This is a genomic window from Kitasatospora purpeofusca (genome assembly GCF_000718025.1).
In the GTDB taxonomy this organism is placed as follows: domain Bacteria; phylum Actinomycetota; class Actinomycetes; order Streptomycetales; family Streptomycetaceae; genus Kitasatospora; species Kitasatospora purpeofusca.
Map to the genome: position 1 here is coordinate 549,078 of NZ_JODS01000003.1, position 15,620 is coordinate 564,697.

Below are 15,620 nucleotides of genomic sequence, written 5' to 3' on the forward strand. Positions count from 1 at the left end.
GCACCCGGGCCGGGCACCCGGCGTACCCCGGCGCCCGGTGGTCGGTGCCTGCCGACGGCACCCGGTTCACCCCACCGTTTCCCCTGGTTCGCCCTGCAGTCGTCGAACATCTCCCCCTTGTTGGTCCGGGACTGTGAGGCTCTGTCCACAGGCTGTGGACAGAACTGGGGGCGGCCGGGGTGGAAACGACGACGGCGACGGCGGGTGGCGTGATACTCGCCCTCTTCGGCGGCGCACTCCTGCTCTGGTGCGCCGCCGAAGCGCGCTTGCGCCACCGGATCCGGCGCCGGGGGCTGCCGGCCGTCGCCACCGTGGTCCCCGAGACCGACGTCCACGGGACGCTGGACAGCGCGCCCCTGCTCTCCTTCGCCACCCGCCCGGTCCCCGCCGGCCGGACCGGGGGCGCGCCGGGCGTCGAGGCCGGTGAGCTGGTGCTGACCCGGCCCCGGGGTCACACCCCGCTGCGCCGCCCGGCCCATCTCGTACCGGGCGGTTCGGTACGTATCGCCTACGATCCGCGTCGCCCGGGCCACGCGGTGCTGGCGGCGGAGGAGGCCGGTCCCCGGCCCCTGGTCGCCGACCTGCTGTGGACGGCGCTCGGCCTCGGCTGCCTGGCCGCCGGAGCCGTCCTGCTCCTCGCCGCGGCCTAGCCGCGAATCCCCAGCCGGCCCCTGCTCAGCCCCTGCCCAGCCCCTGCTGGTCCCCCCGACCGAGCGGCGCTGCCCACCGCCTACCATCCGCGACGCCCGGACGCACCCATATTCCGTTGACAGATTTTGAAATCCGTCATTCCATCCTTCGAAACCCGCCGAAGCCCCCTCCGCAGGGCGCGATCCGTCGTCGTCGGGTTACCGTTCGAGTGGCGTCGGTCGGCCTTGCCGGTGAAATCGCGGGAACCGTCCGTTTGACAAGGGTGGCCGGGGTACGGTCACACTCCGCTGGTGGGGTCGTCGTACAGCGGCAGCCCCGGGTCGGTGGAGGGGTCGGGCGGAGCGCAGCCCGTGCTGCCAGCGCCGACCAGCTCACATAACGACCGGGAGAGAAGAGCGAAGGTGTCCCCGAGCAGCGAGACCGCGCACGGACAGCGACTCGTCATTGTCGAGTCGCCGGCCAAGGCGAAGACGATCAAGGGCTACCTTGGCCCCGGCTACATCGTCGAGGCGAGCGTCGGGCACATTCGCGACCTCCCGAGCACGGCTGCCGAGGTCCCGGACAAGTACACCGGCGAGGTGCGCCGCCTCGGGGTGGACGTGGACCACGACTTCGCCCCGATCTATGTGGTCAACGCGGACAAGAAGTCCCAGGTCAGCAAGTTGAAGTCGCTCCTCGCGGAGTCCGACGAGCTCTTCCTCGCCACCGATGAGGACCGCGAGGGCGAGGCCATCGCGTGGCACCTCCAGCAGGTGCTCAAGCCCAAGGTGCCGGTGCACCGGATGGTGTTCCACGAGATCACCAAGGCCGCAATCCAGGAGGCCGTGGCCAACCCGCGCGAGCTGAACCAGCGCCTGGTCGACGCCCAGGAGACCCGCCGCATCCTCGACCGCCTGTACGGCTTCGAGGTCTCGCCGGTGCTGTGGAAGAAGGTCATGCCGAAGCTCTCGGCGGGCCGCGTGCAGTCCGTGGCGACCCGGCTGGTCGTCGAGCGCGAGCGGGAGCGGATGGCGTTCCGCTCGGCCTCGTACTGGGACCTGGTCGGCACCTTCGGCACCGGCCGGACCGCGGCCGACGCCGCCAACCCGGAGAACTTCGGCGCCCGGCTGTCCTCGGTCGACGGCAAGCGGATCGCCAGCGGCCGCGACTTCGGCCAGGACGGCCGGCTCAAGGCGGGCAGCGCCAGCACCCTGCACCTGGACGAGCAGGCCGCCCGCGCGCTGGCCGCCGCCCTGGAGCAGACCGCGTTCGCGGTGCGCGGCGTCGAGTCCAAGCCGTACCGCCGCTCGCCGTACGCGCCGTTCCGCACCACCACGCTCCAGCAGGAGGCCAGCCGCAAGCTGGGCTTCGGTGCCAAGCGGACCATGCAGGTGGCCCAGAAGCTGTACGAGAACGGCTTCATCACCTATATGCGTACCGACTCCACCACGCTGTCGGAGACGGCGATCAACGCCGCCCGGGCGCAGGTCACCCAGCTGTACGGCGCCGACTACCTGCCGGACGCGCCCCGCACCTACGCCTCCAAGGTGAAGAACGCCCAGGAGGCGCACGAGGCCGTCCGCCCGTCCGGCGACCGCTTCCGCACCCCGGCCGAGACCGGCCTGTCCGGCGACGACTTCCGGCTCTACGAGCTGATCTGGATGCGCACCGTCGCCTCCCAGATGAAGGACGCGGTCGGCCAGTCGGTCACCGTGAAGGTGGGCGGCCGGTCCGCCGACGGCCGGGACGTCGAGTTCTCCGCCTCCGGCAAGATCATCACCTTCCACGGCTTCCTCAAGGCCTACGTCGAGGGCGCCGACGACCCGAACGCCGAGCTGGACGACCGCGAGCGCCGGCTGCCGCAGGTCACCGAGGGCGACCCGCTGGCCGCCGAGCAGCTCACCCCCGAGGGCCACGCGACCAAGCCCCCGGCCCGCTACACCGAGGCCTCGCTGGTCAAGGAGCTGGAGGACCGGGAGATCGGCCGCCCCTCCACCTACGCCTCGATCATCGACACCATCATCGGCCGCCGGTACGTCTTCAAGAAGGGGACGGCGCTGGTGCCGTCGTTCCTCTCCTTCGCCGTGGTCAACCTGCTGGAGAAGCACTTCGGCCGGCTGGTCGACTACGACTTCACCGCGAGGATGGAGGACGACCTCGACCGGATCGCCGCCGGTGAGGCGAAGTCCGTGCCGTGGCTGAAGCGCTTCTACTTCGGTGAGGGCGCGGGTGAGGGCGCCGGCGAGGGCCTGATCGCGGGCGGCGCCGCCGAGGCCGGCAACGGCGACGGCGACCACCTCGGCGGTCTGAAGGAGCTCGTCACCGACCTCGGCGCGATCGACGCCCGGGAGATCAGCTCGTTCCGGATCAGCGACGACATCACCCTGCGGGTCGGCCGCTACGGCCCCTACGTGGAGCGCGCCTCCGAGGTCGAGGGCGAGCCCGGCCAGCGCGCCGACATCCCGGACGAGCTGCCGCCGGACGAGCTGACCGTCGAGCTCGCCGAGGAGCTGCTGGCCCGGCCCAGCGGCGACTTCGAGCTCGGCCCGGACCCGGTCTCCGGCAACATGCTGGTCGCCAAGGACGGCCGCTACGGCCCGTACGTCACCGAGATCCTGCCCGAGGGCACCCCCAAGACCGGCAAGAACGCGGTCAAGCCGCGGACCGCCTCGCTGTTCAAGACGATGTCGCCGGACACCGTCACCCTGGACGAGGCGCTGAAGCTGCTCTCGCTGCCGCGCGTGGTCGGCGTCGACCAGGAGGGCGTGGAGATCACCGCGCAGAACGGCCGCTACGGCCCGTACCTCAAGCGCGGCACCGACTCCCGCTCGCTCACCGGCGAGGAGCAGCTGTTCACGGTCACGCTGGAAGAGGCGCTGGCGATCTACGCCCAGCCCAAGCAGCGCGGCCGGGCCGCCGCCGCGCCGCCGCTCAAGGAGCTGGGCACCGACCCGGTCAGCGAGCGTCCGGTGGTGGTCAAGGACGGCCGGTTCGGCCCGTACGTGACCGACGGCGAGACCAACGCCACGCTCCGCAAGGACGACGAGGTCGAGACCATCACGCCCGAGCGCGGCTACGAGCTGCTCGCCGAGAAGCGGGCGCGCGGGCCGGTGAAGAAGACGGCGAAGAAGGCCCCGGCGAAGAAGGCGGCGGCCAAGAAGACCGCCACCAAGACCGCGGCCAAGAAGACCACCGCGGCGGCCAAGACCGCGGCGAAGAAGACCACCACCGTGAAGAAGGCCGCCACCAAGACGGCGGCGGCCAAGACGGCGGCCACGAAGACCGCGGCCGGCAAGACCGCCGCGAGCAAGTCCACCGCCACCGACGAGGGCTGATCCCCGGTCGGTGGCACCCGGGCCCGCGTCCGCTCCGGCGGCGCGGGCCCGACCCGTTCGTGGTCGCGGGCCCGGCCCGTTCGCGGGCGGGGCGTGACAGGGGCGTACGCGGTCTGTCACAACCCGGTGGCGGCGCCCGTCCGGAGCCGTGCTCCCCTCTTTTGCGCCATGCCCCGACCGCTACGCTGACCGTATGACGAGCGAGGAGCAGCCCACCCCCAGCGCCCCGGCGGCCGGACCGGGCGGTACGCCCGGCCTGCCCGAGGTCGCGCCCGCCGGGACCGCCGGCGAGCGGATCCGGGCGCTGCTGCGGCTGCGCCCCTACCGGCGCCTGTGGACCACCCAGCTGATCGGCGGCACCGCGGACCGGCTCGGCCTGCTGGTGCTGCTGATGCTCACCGTGGTCGCCGCCGTGCTCGGCCGGCAGTTCGGCGACCTGCCGCGCAGCCTCGCCTTCGCGGTCGCCGCCGTCCTCGCCACCCGGTTGGCCGCCACCGGACTGGTCGGCGCCGCCCTGCTCGGCCCGGTGCACGGGCTGCTCACCGGGAAGCTCGACCGGCGCTGGACGCTGTTCGGCGCCGACGTGCTGCGCGTCGTGCTGATCGGCATCGCCCCGTGGTGGATCGTCTGGCTGGGCTCCGGCACCGAGCCCTCCGGCGCCGCGACCTGGGTGCTGCTCGCCACCGTCTTCCTGACCGGCGCCGCCGAACGGGTCTGGGCTATCGCCAAGGCCGCGGCCGTCCCGGCCCTGCTGCCGCCGGTCGATCCCTACGCGCCGGCCGGCGAGCGGCGGCCGTCCGCCGCCAACCTGGCCACCGTCCGCACGCTGGACCACCGCACCGGGTGGGCCGCGCTGCCGCTCGGCGCCGGCGCGCTGGTCGCGCTCACCCTCCTGAACAACGTCTTCGCGGCGCTCGGCTCGGACTGGCTGCGCGCCCACCAGACCACCTTCGCCGCCCTGGGTGCGGCCGCCCTGTTCGCCGTCTCGGCCGCCCGGGTGTACGTCCAGGAGCTGCCCGGCGGTCCCGTCCGGGTGCCGCCGGCCTCGCCGCTGCGGGGCCTGCGCGCCCCGACCGACGCCACCCCCGGCCCCGCCCTGGCCAAGGGCCGCACCGGCGCCGCCCCGTACTTCACCTTCGCGGTCTCCGCCGGGTACGCGACGATGGCCGGCGTCGCCGCGCTGTCCCTGCTGACCGCCGTCGAGCACCGCGCCGGGCCGATCGGCTACGGCATGCTGGTGCTGGCCGCGACCGGCGTCCCGGCACTGGGCATCCGGATCACCCGGGCCGTGCTGCCCACGCTCTCCCGCCGCCGGCTGCTCGCCCTGGCGCTGCTCACCGAGGGCATCGCGCTGGTGCTGGCCGGCCTGGTGCTGGACTTCGTGCTCCTGCTGCTGCTCACCGCGCTGGCCGCGCTGGCCGCCGGCGTGGTGATCTCCACCGGCCGCAGCCTGCTCGCCCTGGAGGTCGAGGAGGCCCGGCTGCCCAAGGTCACCGAGCACCTCTACGCGGTGCTGCGGGTCGTGGTCGGCACCTCGCTGGTCGGCCTGCCGCTGATCGCCGCCGCCTACGGGGACGTCCAGTACGGCGCCGTCGAGCCCGGCTCGTTCACGTTCATCCACGGCGGCGCGGCCCTCGCCGTCGGCACCGCCGGACTGCTCACCCTCGTCCTGGCCGTCGTCGTGCTGCTGCGCACCGACGACCGGCGCGGCACCGTGCCGTTCGGCCGGGACCTGGTCGACTCGGTGCGCGGCGCCACCGGTCCGGCCCCGCACCGGGCGGGCACCGGCTTCTTCATCGCCCTGGAGGGCGGCGACGGCGCCGGCAAGTCCACCCAGGCCCAGGCGCTCGCCGAGTGGATCCGGGGCAAGGGCCACGAGGTCGTGCTCACCCGTGAGCCCGGCGGCAGCCCGATCGGGCAGCGGCTGCGCAGCCTCGTCCTGGACGTCGGCAACACCGGGCTCTCGCACCGGGCCGAGGCGCTGATCTACGCGGCCGACCGGGCCGAGCACGTCGAGAACGTGATCCGCCCGGCGCTGGCCCGCGGCGCCGTGGTCATCACCGACCGGTACATGGACTCCTCGATCGCCTACCAGGGCGCGGGCCGCGACCTGGCCGCCACCGAGGTGGCCCGGATCTCCCGCTGGGCGACCGGCGGGCTGATGCCCGACCTGACCGTCGTCCTGGACGTCGACCCGACCCGGGCCCGGGAGCGGTTCACCGAGGCGCTGGACCGGCTGGAGTCCGAGCCGACCGAGTTCCACCAGCGGGTGCGCTCCGGCTTCCTGGCGCTCGCCGCCGCCGACCCGGCGCGCTACCTGGTCGTCGACGGCAGCCAGGCCCCCGGACTCGTCACCACCTCCATCCGCCACCGGCTCGACCGCGAGCTGCCGCTCTCCGAGCAGGAGAAGGCCGCCCGCGCCGAGCAGGAGCGCAAGGCCGCCGAGGAGGCCCGGCGCCGGGCCGAGGAGGAGGCCCGCAAGCGCGCCGAGGAGGAGGCCGCCGAGCGCAAGCGCCAGGAGGTGCTGGCGCAGCTCAGGGCCGAGCAGGCGGAGAAGGAGCGGCTGGCCAAGGAGGAGGCCGAGCGGGTCGCCGCCGAGGCCGCGCGCAAGGCCGCCGAGGAGGCGCGCCTGCGGGCGGAGGAGGAGGCCCGCAAGCGGGCCGAGGAAGAGGCGAAGCGGCGGGCCGAGGAAGAGGCGCGCCGGGCCGTCGAGGAGGCCGAGCGCAAGCGGCTCGCCGAGGAGGCTGCCGCCCGGGCGGAGCTCCAGCGCCAGCGCGAGCTGGCCCGGGAGGAGCAGCGGCGCCGGGCGGAGGAGGCGCTGCAGCGGGCCGAGGAGGCCCGGCTGGCGCAGGCCGCCGCGCTGGCCGCGGCCGCTGCGGCCGCCGCCGAGGCGGCGGAGCGTGCGGAGCGCACGGGCCGGGGCGGGGACGTCCCGGGTGCCGCCGGGGCGGGTCCGGACGACGAGATGACCACCGAGCTGCGGGTCGTGAAGGACTCCGGGCCGTCGGACCGGCGGGACGGCAGCGACGCGACCAGGGAGCTTCCGGTGCTGGGCGGGGGCGCCGTCGGGCGGCCCGGCGAGGCGGCGGGTGGCATGGCGGACGTCGCGGAGACGGCGGTGCTGCCGGTCGTCCCGGCGGCGCCGGCCGGGACCGGTGCCACGGGTGCTCCGGCGGACGAGACGGCGGTGCTGCCGCGGATCCCGGCGGACGAGACTGCGGTGCTGCCGCGGATTCCGGCGGACGAGGCCGACCGGACCGCGGTGCTGCCGAGGGTCGAGCCGGGGCGTCCCGGGGGCCAGACGCCGTCGGGCCAGGTGCCGTCGGGTCAGGCGCGGTCGGGCCAGGTGCCGTCGGGGCCGGCTCCGCAGGGCCAGGTGCCGCAGGGCCTCTGGCGGGACGCCCGGCCGGGCAGCCCGGCCCGTCAGGCGCCGGCGGACCGTCCGGTGGACAGCACCCGCGAGCTGCCGGTGGTCGACCCGCAGCAGGAGCAGCCCGCCGCCGACCCGAGGCCCCGGCCGGACTGGGCGGAGGAGACCCCGCTCGACGATCTGCCGAGCCTCACCGACACCCTGCTCGGCACCCGCGAGGAGTGGGCCAGCTGGGGCCAGGGCGGTCAGTCCGCTCCGTCCGGTCCGACGGGCCAGGCGGGGCAGGCAGGCCCGGGCGCCGGTGACGCGCGGCGTGACGGCGGCCAGGACGACGGCAAGGGCAAGGCCCGGCGCTGGGGCCGCCGGAGCTGACCGGCCGGAACAGCCGGGACGGCAGCAACGTCCGGCCGGGCCTGCGGTAGGCCCGGCCCGGTGCCGGTGGGGCCGGTCCGGTCTCGGTGGGGCCGGTCCGGAAGCACCGGGCGACGTCGTACCGGACACGTATGCTCGACGGCGGGAAGCGGGAGACGAAGGCCGGACGGGTCCGTCCGGCGGCCTCCGGCTCCCGCCGTCGACGGTGTTGTGGGCGGGGGTGGCAGGTCCGTACCGAGCGTGGGAGCAGCAGTGGCCGTCTGGGACGACCTGGTGGGCCAGGAGCGGGTGGTCGAGCAGCTGACCGGCGCCGCCCGGGCGGCCGGGGCGATCGTCGATGCCGGGCGGGGCGCCGAGCCGGTGTCCGGTGCGAACGCCTCGCTGATGACGCACGCCTGGCTGTTCACCGGACCTCCCGGGGCCGGCCAGATCACCGCCGCGCGGGCCTTCGCCGCCGCGCTCCAGTGCACCAGCCCGGACCTCGCGCTCGGCGGCACCCCCGGCTGCGGCTTCTGCGACGGCTGCCACACCGTGCTCGCGGGCAGCCATGCCGACGTGAAGTACGTCCGCACCGACGGCCTGTCCATCGGCGTCGGCGACATGCGCGACCTCGTGCTGCGCGCCTCCAGCTACCCCACCGGCGGCCGCTGGTCGGTGATCCTGGTCGACGCCGCCCACCGGCTCACCGAGGCCGCCGCCAACGCGCTGCTCAAGGGCGTGGAGGAGCCCTCCCCGCGCACCGTCTGGCTGCTCTGCGCCCCCTCCGTGCAGGACGTGCTGCCGACCATCCGCTCCCGTTGCCGGCTGCTGGTGCTGCGCACCCCGGCCGCCGAGGCGGTCGCCGACATGCTGGTGCGGCGCGACGGGGTCGATCCGCAGACCGCCCGGCTGGCCGCGCTGGCCGGTCAGGGCGACATCGAGCGTTCGCGCCGGCTGGCCGTCGACGACCAGGCCCGGTCGCGGCGCGCCGAGGTGCTGCGGATCCCGCTGGAGGTCGGTGACATCGGCGGCTGCCTGGCCGCCGCCCAGCGCCTGGTCGACACCGCCAAGGCCGACGCCGAGGCGCTCGCCGACACCCAGGACAGCAAGGAGACCGACGACCTCAAGGCCGTGTACGGCGCGGCCGAGGGCGGCAAGGCACCGCGCGGCATGGCCGGCGCGGTCAAGGAACTCGAGAAGCGGCAGAAGAGCCGGGCCACCCGCACCCGCCGCGAGACCCTCGGCGTCGCCCTGCTGGACCTGCTCGGCTTCTACCGGGACGTGCTGGCGATCCAGCTCGGCTCGACCGGCGCGCTCGCCAACGAGGACCAGCGGCAGGCGCTCGACCGGGTCGCCCAGGCCGGTCCGCCGGAGTCCACCCTGCGCCGGATCGAGGCGATCCTCGCCTGCCGGGTGGCGCTGGACCGCAACGTCGATCCGCTGCTGGCCGTCGAGGCGATGACGGTGGCCCTGCGCGCGGGCTGACCGCCGCGCCGCGCCGGGGCCGGTACGGCTTCCCGCACCGGCCCCGGCGTGGGCTCCCGCGCCTGGCCGGTTCGGCTTCCCGCGCCAGTGCCGCGTCCCACGTTCGAGTGAACGAGCGATACGCGCCGGGCGCACCGTCGTAGGACGTCCCGCCCGACCTGCACGCTGGGGGCCGACTGCGCCCCGCCGCCGGGGCCGTCGCGTCCCGTACGGTGCCGGGCCCGACCGCCCCGTCCGGCCCTCCCCGAGGTGGTGCGTCCCATGGTCCGTTCGCTTCTGCTCGTCCCCCTGCTCGCCGTCGCCGGGGGAGGGGTCTGGTTGGCCCGTGGCGCGCTGGTGCGCTGGCGGGACCTACGGGTCGCCGAGACGTACGAACTGAGCGGGGACCAGTGGCCGATGCTGGTGCGGGCGGCCGGGGCGATGGTCTGCGGGATCTGCGTCACCGTGCTGACGCTGCTGACGGCACTGGGCGCCTTCGGGAGCCTCGACGGCGGGGTCGCCGGGCGGACCGGTTCGGCCGCCGACCGGTTCGAGGGGAGCGAGGCGGGCAACGGGTTCGGCGGTTCCGGTGGCGGGGCCGACGGGCCGGGCGCCGGTCGGCCCGCCGCCCCGCCGGTCGAGGCCGTCGACGCCGCGGCCCCCAGCACCACCGCGAGCACGCCGACGCCCTCCCCGCTGCCGGTGGTCAGCCGGTTCGACAGCGTCGGCCACCCGGGCGGCGGCGAGCTGCTCCAGTCAGCCGTCCCCGGCCCGGACGGCCACCCGCGCAACGTCCGGGTCTGGCTGCCCGCCCAGTACGCGAAGGACCCGAACGCCCGCTTCCCGGTCGTCGTGATGCACGCCGCCACCCCCCGGAAGACCGCGGACACCGAGGTCCCGGACGTGTTCGAGGGCCTCGCCTCCGCCGTGCAGAGCGCCAAGTCCAAGCCGTTCATCCTGGTCGCCCCCGAGGCGCCGAACGGCACCGCGCACCCCTGCGAGCTGGTCGCCGCCGCCCCGATGGCCGTCGCCGACGACGCGGCACTGCGCACCACCATCGCGGCCACCTTCCGCACCCTGCCGCCCGGCCCGGCCGCCTGGGGCACGCTCGGGGTCGGGGACGGCGCGCCCTGCGCGGCCGCGGCCGGCCTCGCCCGCCCCGACCTGTACGGCGCGGCGGCCGCCGTCTCCGGCCGGTACGACCCCGCCGCGCTCGCCCGGACCGGCGCCGAGGCGCCCGCCGCCGGGACCCCGAGGCTGCTGCTCGCCGCCGGGAAGGCCGACACCGCCGGGCTGGACGCCGCCCGCAAGCTCCAGTCGGCCCTGCGCGGCGGCACCGGCGCCGCCGCCCGCGCCGAGGTGCGGATCTCCGACAACGCGACCGACTACTCGGCGGACCGGATCCGGCTGCGGCTGGTCCGGCAGGCGGCCCAGTACCTGGGCGAGACGCTCGGCAAGGCGTCCTGACCAGGCCCGGTGCGGGCACTACGCTTCCGGTACCCCCGGGCGGCGGCGCGGCTGCCGACGGGTGCGGACGGCTGAAGGGATCCCATATGCGGGCCGACGGGCGGCAGGACGTGTCATCGCGGGATCGGGCATCGCAGGTTCGGGCAGCGCGGGTTCGGGCGTCGCGGGGGCGTCGTACGAGTGTGGTGGCCACGGTCGCGCTGGCGGCCGCGGCCGGTCTGGTGGCGGGCGGCTGCTCGGCCGGTGGCGCGCCTACTCCCGCTGCCCCCTCCGACAGCGCGTCGCCCGCTGCTGCCCCCTCCGGTGCGGCCCCCTCCGGTGCTGTTTCCTCCGGTGCCGCCCCGGCGGGCCTCGCGGGGGCGGCCGGCGGCGCGGCGGCCGTCACGCCGCTGGAGGCGCTGCCCGCCGAGGTACCGCCCGCGCTCGCCCCCTACTACGCGCAGCGGCTCGGCTGGACGCCCTGCGACGACGGCTTCGAATGCACCACCTTCCGGGTGCCGCTGGACTACGACCGCCCCGCGGACGGCGACCTCACCCTGGCCGCTGTCCGCGCCCCCGCCGTTCCGGCCGCTCCGGCCGGGGCCGGCGACCCGGTCGCCCCCGGCGAGCGGCTCGGCTCGCTGCTGCTCAACCCGGGTGGCCCCGGCGGCTCGGCCGTCGAGTACGTCGAGGGCGTGGCCCGCACCTACGACGCCGGCGTCCGCGCCCGCTACGACCTGGTCGGTCTCGACCCGCGCGGGGTCGGCCGCAGTTCACCCGTCACCTGCCTCGACGGGGAACGGATGGACGCCTACACCGCCGTCGACATCACCCCCGACGACCAGGCCGAGGTCGACGCCCTGGTGACCGCCGCCAAGGAGTTCGCCGAAGGCTGCCGGCAGCGGTCCGGCGACCGGCTCGGCCACCTGAGCACCGTCGAGGCCGCCCGCGACCTGGACGTGCTGCGCGCGCTGCTCGGCGACGAACGGCTCCACTACGTCGGCAAGTCCTACGGCACCTTCCTCGGCGCCACCTACGCGGGCCTGTTCCCCGGCCGCACCGGCCGGATGGTGCTCGACGGCGCGATGGACCCCTCGCTCGACTCCCTCACCGGCAACCGCACCCAGGCGGGCGGCTTCGAGACCGCCTGGGCCGCCTTCGCCCGGGACTGCGCCGCCCGCGAGGACTGCCCGCTCGGCCGGACCGAGCAGCAGGCCGGCGAGCGGCTCAGCGCTCTGTTCGCCGAGGTCGACGCCCACCCGCTGACGACCACCGACGGCGCCCGCCGGCTCAGCGAGGCACAGGCGACCACCGGCGTCATCCAGGCCATGTACGCGGACTTCCTCTGGCCCCGGCTGCGCACCGCGCTCGCCGAGGCCGCGACGGGCGACGGCACCGGCCTGCTCAGGCTCTCCGACGACTACTACGGGCGGGAGGTGGACGGCTCGTACCCCAACCTGATGTTCGCCAACATGGCGGTGAACTGCCTCGACCTGCCCGCGCCGTTCGCAGGCCCCGACGACGCCGCCCGTGCCGTCCCGGACTTCGAGCGGACCTCGCCGAGGTTCGGACGCGACATGGCCTGGATGGCGCTGACCTGCACCTACTGGCCGGTCCGGCCGACCGGCACACCGCACACCGTCCGGGCCGCCGGAGCCGCCCCGATCGTGGTCGTCGGCACCACCCGGGACCCGGCCACCCCCTACGCGTGGGCGCAGGCACTGGCCGGGCAGCTGGAGTCCGGACGCCTGCTCACCTACGACGGCGACGGCCACACCGCGTACGGCCGGCACGACACCTGCCTCGACGGCGCGGTCAACCGCTTCCTGCTGGGCGGCGAGCCGCCGGAGGACGGCAAGACCTGTGGGCGGTGAGGGAGTGCCCGTTACGATGGGCGCCCCCTCACCTCCTCGTCCCTCCCGGAGCCCACCGTGCTCGGAGTCAACGACCTGACGACCTACGTCCTCGGCGCCCTCGTCATCGTCCTCCTCCCCGGCCCCAACTCCCTCTACGTGCTCTCGGTCGCCGCCCGCAAGGGCGTCCGCACCGGGTACCGGGCCGCCGCCGGCGTCTTCGTCGGCGACTTCACCCTCATCAGCCTGACCTCGCTCGGCGCCGCCTCCCTGCTGAAGGCCAACCCGGCCGTCTTCGCCGTGGTGAAGTTCGGCGGCGCCGCCTACCTGCTCTGGATAGGCATCGGCATGCTGCGCGCCGCCCGCGGCCTGTGGCGCGAGCACCGGGCCTCCGACGAGCCGGCCGACGGCGCCGCCGAGGCCGCCGGGCCCACCGAGCGCCCGTTCCGCCGCGCCCTGGTGATCAGCCTCCTGAACCCCAAGGCGATCCTCTTCCTGCTCTCCTTCTTCACCCAGTTCGTGGACCCCTCCTACGGCAGCCCGGTGCTCTCCTTCACCCTCCTCGGCGGGATCCTGCAGGGCTTCAGCGTCCTCTACCTCTCCGTGCTGATCTTCGCGGGCACCTCGCTCGCCACCGCCTTCCGCCGCCGCAAGCGCCTCTCCGCCACCCTCACCGGCAGCGTCGCCGCCCTCTTCGCCGGCTTCGCCGCCAAGCTCGCCGTCTCCTCCGCCTGACCCGGCCCCGCCCCCACCCCCTTCCCACCGCGTTACGGATCACCCGCGAACCTGTGTAGACTGGCCCGCGTTGCCGAGCCTTCGGCAGCGGTGCCGCCTTAGCTCAGTTGGCCAGAGCAACGCACTCGTAATGCGTAGGTCGCGGGTTCGAATCCCGCAGGCGGCTCTGTAGAAGCCCCAGGACTCACTCGCCGTGACCTGGGGCTTTTGCCTTTACTGCGCCCGTCGGCGCCGTCGTGCGCGGACGGTCTTCGTGTTCGCGGTCTCAGTTTTCGGCCGGGCTGGGGGAAAGTCCGAGGAGACGCGGTCGCAGCAGATCCAGGACGTGGGTCCAGTTGTACTTGTCGCGGCCCCCGCCGGACTTGGGCTTGTGGGGGACGTAGTCGCCGATCAGGACACCCATCGACCGGAGCCTGGCCAGGCTCTCCCCGTATGCGGGGTGGGCGGCCTGGGCGGCGTTGACATAGGGCTGGACGGCGACGGGGATGCCGAGGCCGTACGCCTCGCAGAGGATGCCGAGCGCGAGGGTGTCGGAGATGCCGGCGGCCCACTTGTTGATGGTGTTGAAGGTGGCCGGGGCAACCGCGATGGCGTCGGCCGGGGGCAACGGCTGGGGGATGCTCGGCGTGCGCCAGGCTGAGCGGATCGGGTAGCCGGTCTGGGCTTCGACGGCCTCCTGGTCTATGAAGCCGAGCCCGTTCGGGGTCGCGATCACGCCGACTCCCCAGCCCTCGGCATGGGCTGCGGTGATCAGTTCGCCCACTCCGTCGGCGATGCCCGACGCGCAGACGACGACGTAGAGGAACGGCTCGCGGTGCTCGGTCAAACCTGGACTCCCAACTCCTGACAGAAACGGCGAAGCTCCGGGACGGCGCCACGCGGGTCGCGAGCGGCCATGTCACCGGCCAGCTCGAGCACGCTGGGCCGTCGGCGGATGTCCTCCGAGGCACAGCTCTCTGCGATCCTGAGCGCTTTGTATCCCTCGGCCAGTCTGCCCTGCTGGCTGTAGGCCCGTGCAGCCTCCACCCACAGGGCCGCCCGGCGTTCGGGGACCGGGATGCGCCTGCGCATCAGCGGCTGGGCGGCTTCCAGCGCCGCTCCGGCGTCGCCGAGGACGACCGAGGCGCTCACCGAGTGGAGCGCGACGTTGGTGGGACTGAAGTTTGCCCAGGCTTCGGCGCTGTCGAGGTCGACGTAGCGCGCGACCTCCTGAGCCTCGGAGAGGAATTCGGCGGTCGTGGCGCGGTCACCGCCGGCGCTTGCGGCCGTCACCCCGCGAAGGAGCATGAGCCCCAGCGCGGCGAGGTACTCGGGTGGGCGCCGGTCGTAGCTGCCGGAAAGCTGGTCGGCGGTGTGCCGGATGAGGGTGACGGCGGGCGCGGTGTGCCGGTCGCGCGCTAGGACGTGCGCCTGAACGCGGACGCTGGAGGCCATCACCACGGGGTCGGCGCTCCGTTCGGCCTCGGCCATGGCACGGTCGACCGCCAGCCAGGCGTTGCCGTGGTCGCCGAGCTTGAGCAGCAGGCTGACCGCGGTCTGGTACGCCGTCGCGAGGAGGCCGGACAGGACTTGATCGTCGCCGCGGGAGGCATCCTGGGCCTGGCGAAGGTCGGCGATCAGCGAGGGCAGAGCGCCTTCGAGTTCGGCGTACCGGCAGGTGTAGAACAGCCTCCGAACCTGGGAGAGCCGGGCCGCGAGTGCGGCCCGGGGTTGTGGCGCGTGATCGGCTGGAACAGGTCCGGGCAGCAGCGCCTGGACCAGCTCTATCCTCACGCGGGGACGGGGCGTCGGGGTCGCGAGCGCGGCGACGCTCGCGGCCAGGAAGTTGCGACGGTGCATGTCGTCCGTCCTGCTGTCCGCACTGGTATGGGAGGACAGGCCGAGGCTTTCCAGTGGGATGTCAAGCACGGCTGCGACAGCGCGCAGGACGTCGATGTCCTGCGTCCCCTTGCCGCTCTCCAACCGGCTGATCTTCGACTGGTGGTAGCCCAGTTCGGTGGCCACGTCCGCCTGCGACCGGCCGCTCAACACTCGCGCGCGGCGGATCACCTCTCCGATCCCACCCGCAGCGGAGTGTCCTGTGGCCGTCCGCGACATGGCTTCTCCTGCCAATGCTGATCCTGCCCTGGCGAGCCGAGCGTAGCCGCACCAGGACAACCCGTCATGCACGATCTGCATGGGTCATGCACGCGGAGCCCATGCCCTAACCGTGGTGCACCGAGATGGAGTTGTCTGGACGTCGGCAGCTCGACCACCCTCGCAGCTCGCGATTCCACGCTCCCGCATGACTGAGGCCCATCTGCGGTCTCTCGCATGCGCGGCTCTACCCAGTGGCTAAGACCGTGTCCTATGTGGTGAAGCGGGCCAGGTGCTTGTAGCAGCACAGGGTGGCGGCAAGGCCGAGAAAGGCCAGGTAGTTTCGGGGGTCGCGTTCGT

Annotated in this window: 9 protein-coding genes, 1 tRNA gene and 1 pseudogene; 8 read left to right on the forward strand and 3 right to left on the reverse strand. The window is 74.5% G+C overall.

Annotation, left to right across the window (positions count from 1 at the left end; translation table 11 throughout):
* Positions 1–209: 209 nt before the first annotated feature.
* The 8 genes from IF01_RS0108475 to IF01_RS0108510 all read left to right on the forward strand — a co-directional run bounded on the left by IF01_RS0108475 (position 210) and on the right by IF01_RS0108510 (position 13,350).
* Positions 210–650 carry a DUF3592 domain-containing protein gene (locus IF01_RS0108475; protein WP_030392674.1) on the forward strand — a complete coding sequence of 147 codons (441 nt, stop codon included), beginning with the start codon at positions 210–212 and terminating at the stop codon, positions 648–650.
* A 402-nt stretch (positions 651–1,052) separates the two neighbouring features.
* Entirely contained in the window at positions 1,053–3,965 is a 2,913-nt protein-coding gene (topA, locus tag IF01_RS0108480; protein WP_030392675.1) for a type I DNA topoisomerase, read from the forward strand.
* 193 nt (positions 3,966–4,158) lie between these two features.
* Positions 4,159–7,707 carry a dTMP kinase gene (tmk, locus tag IF01_RS0108485; protein ID WP_030392676.1) on the forward strand — a complete coding sequence of 1,183 codons (3,549 nt, stop codon included), beginning with the start codon at positions 4,159–4,161 and terminating at the stop codon, positions 7,705–7,707.
* A gap of 252 nt (positions 7,708–7,959) precedes the next feature.
* Positions 7,960–9,171 carry a DNA polymerase III subunit delta' gene (locus IF01_RS0108490; RefSeq protein ID WP_030392677.1) on the forward strand — a complete coding sequence of 404 codons (1,212 nt, stop codon included), beginning with the start codon at positions 7,960–7,962 and terminating at the stop codon, positions 9,169–9,171.
* A gap of 261 nt (positions 9,172–9,432) precedes the next feature.
* Positions 9,433–10,617, forward strand: a complete 1,185-nt coding sequence (locus tag IF01_RS0108495; RefSeq protein WP_030392678.1) for an alpha/beta hydrolase — start codon at positions 9,433–9,435, stop codon at positions 10,615–10,617.
* Between the two features lie 86 nt (positions 10,618–10,703).
* Positions 10,704–12,470, forward strand: coding sequence for an alpha/beta hydrolase (locus tag IF01_RS0108500; RefSeq protein ID WP_078879776.1), 1,767 nt, complete (start codon positions 10,704–10,706; stop codon positions 12,468–12,470).
* Positions 12,471–12,527: 57 nt separating this feature from the next.
* A complete protein-coding gene (gene leuE / locus IF01_RS0108505) occupies positions 12,528–13,184 on the forward strand; it encodes a leucine efflux protein LeuE (protein ID WP_030392680.1) in 657 nt (218 codons plus the stop codon).
* Between the two features lie 92 nt (positions 13,185–13,276).
* Positions 13,277–13,350 (forward strand) — tRNA-Thr (locus IF01_RS0108510).
* A 99-nt stretch (positions 13,351–13,449) separates the two neighbouring features.
* Here the strand turns inward: IF01_RS0108510 and IF01_RS0108515 are convergent.
* The 3 genes and pseudogenes from IF01_RS0108515 to IF01_RS49230 all read right to left on the reverse strand — a co-directional run.
* Positions 13,450–14,010 (reverse strand): flavoprotein, encoded by a 561-nt coding sequence (locus IF01_RS0108515; protein WP_030392681.1) that lies wholly within the window; start codon positions 14,008–14,010, stop codon positions 13,450–13,452.
* Positions 14,007–15,281, reverse strand: a complete 1,275-nt coding sequence (locus tag IF01_RS0108520) for a helix-turn-helix domain-containing protein (RefSeq protein WP_030392682.1) — start codon at positions 15,279–15,281, stop codon at positions 14,007–14,009. Before IF01_RS0108520 ends, IF01_RS0108515 begins: the two co-directional genes overlap by 4 nt.
* A gap of 250 nt (positions 15,282–15,531) precedes the next feature.
* Positions 15,532–15,620: pseudogene (locus IF01_RS49230) on the reverse strand (IS5/IS1182 family transposase); the annotation flags it as partial.

Coding starts and splice junctions, on each gene's coding strand:
- IF01_RS0108495 (WP_030392678.1), top strand. CDS start 9,433: ATGGTCCGTTCGCTTCTGCTCGTCCCCCTGCTCGCCGTCGCCGGGGGA.
- IF01_RS0108500 (WP_078879776.1), top strand. CDS start 10,704: ATGCGGGCCGACGGGCGGCAGGACGTGTCATCGCGGGATCGGGCATCG.
- tmk (WP_030392676.1), top strand. CDS start 4,159: ATGACGAGCGAGGAGCAGCCCACCCCCAGCGCCCCGGCGGCCGGACCG.
- IF01_RS0108520 (WP_030392682.1), bottom strand. CDS start 15,281: ATGTCGCGGACGGCCACAGGACACTCCGCTGCGGGTGGGATCGGAGAG.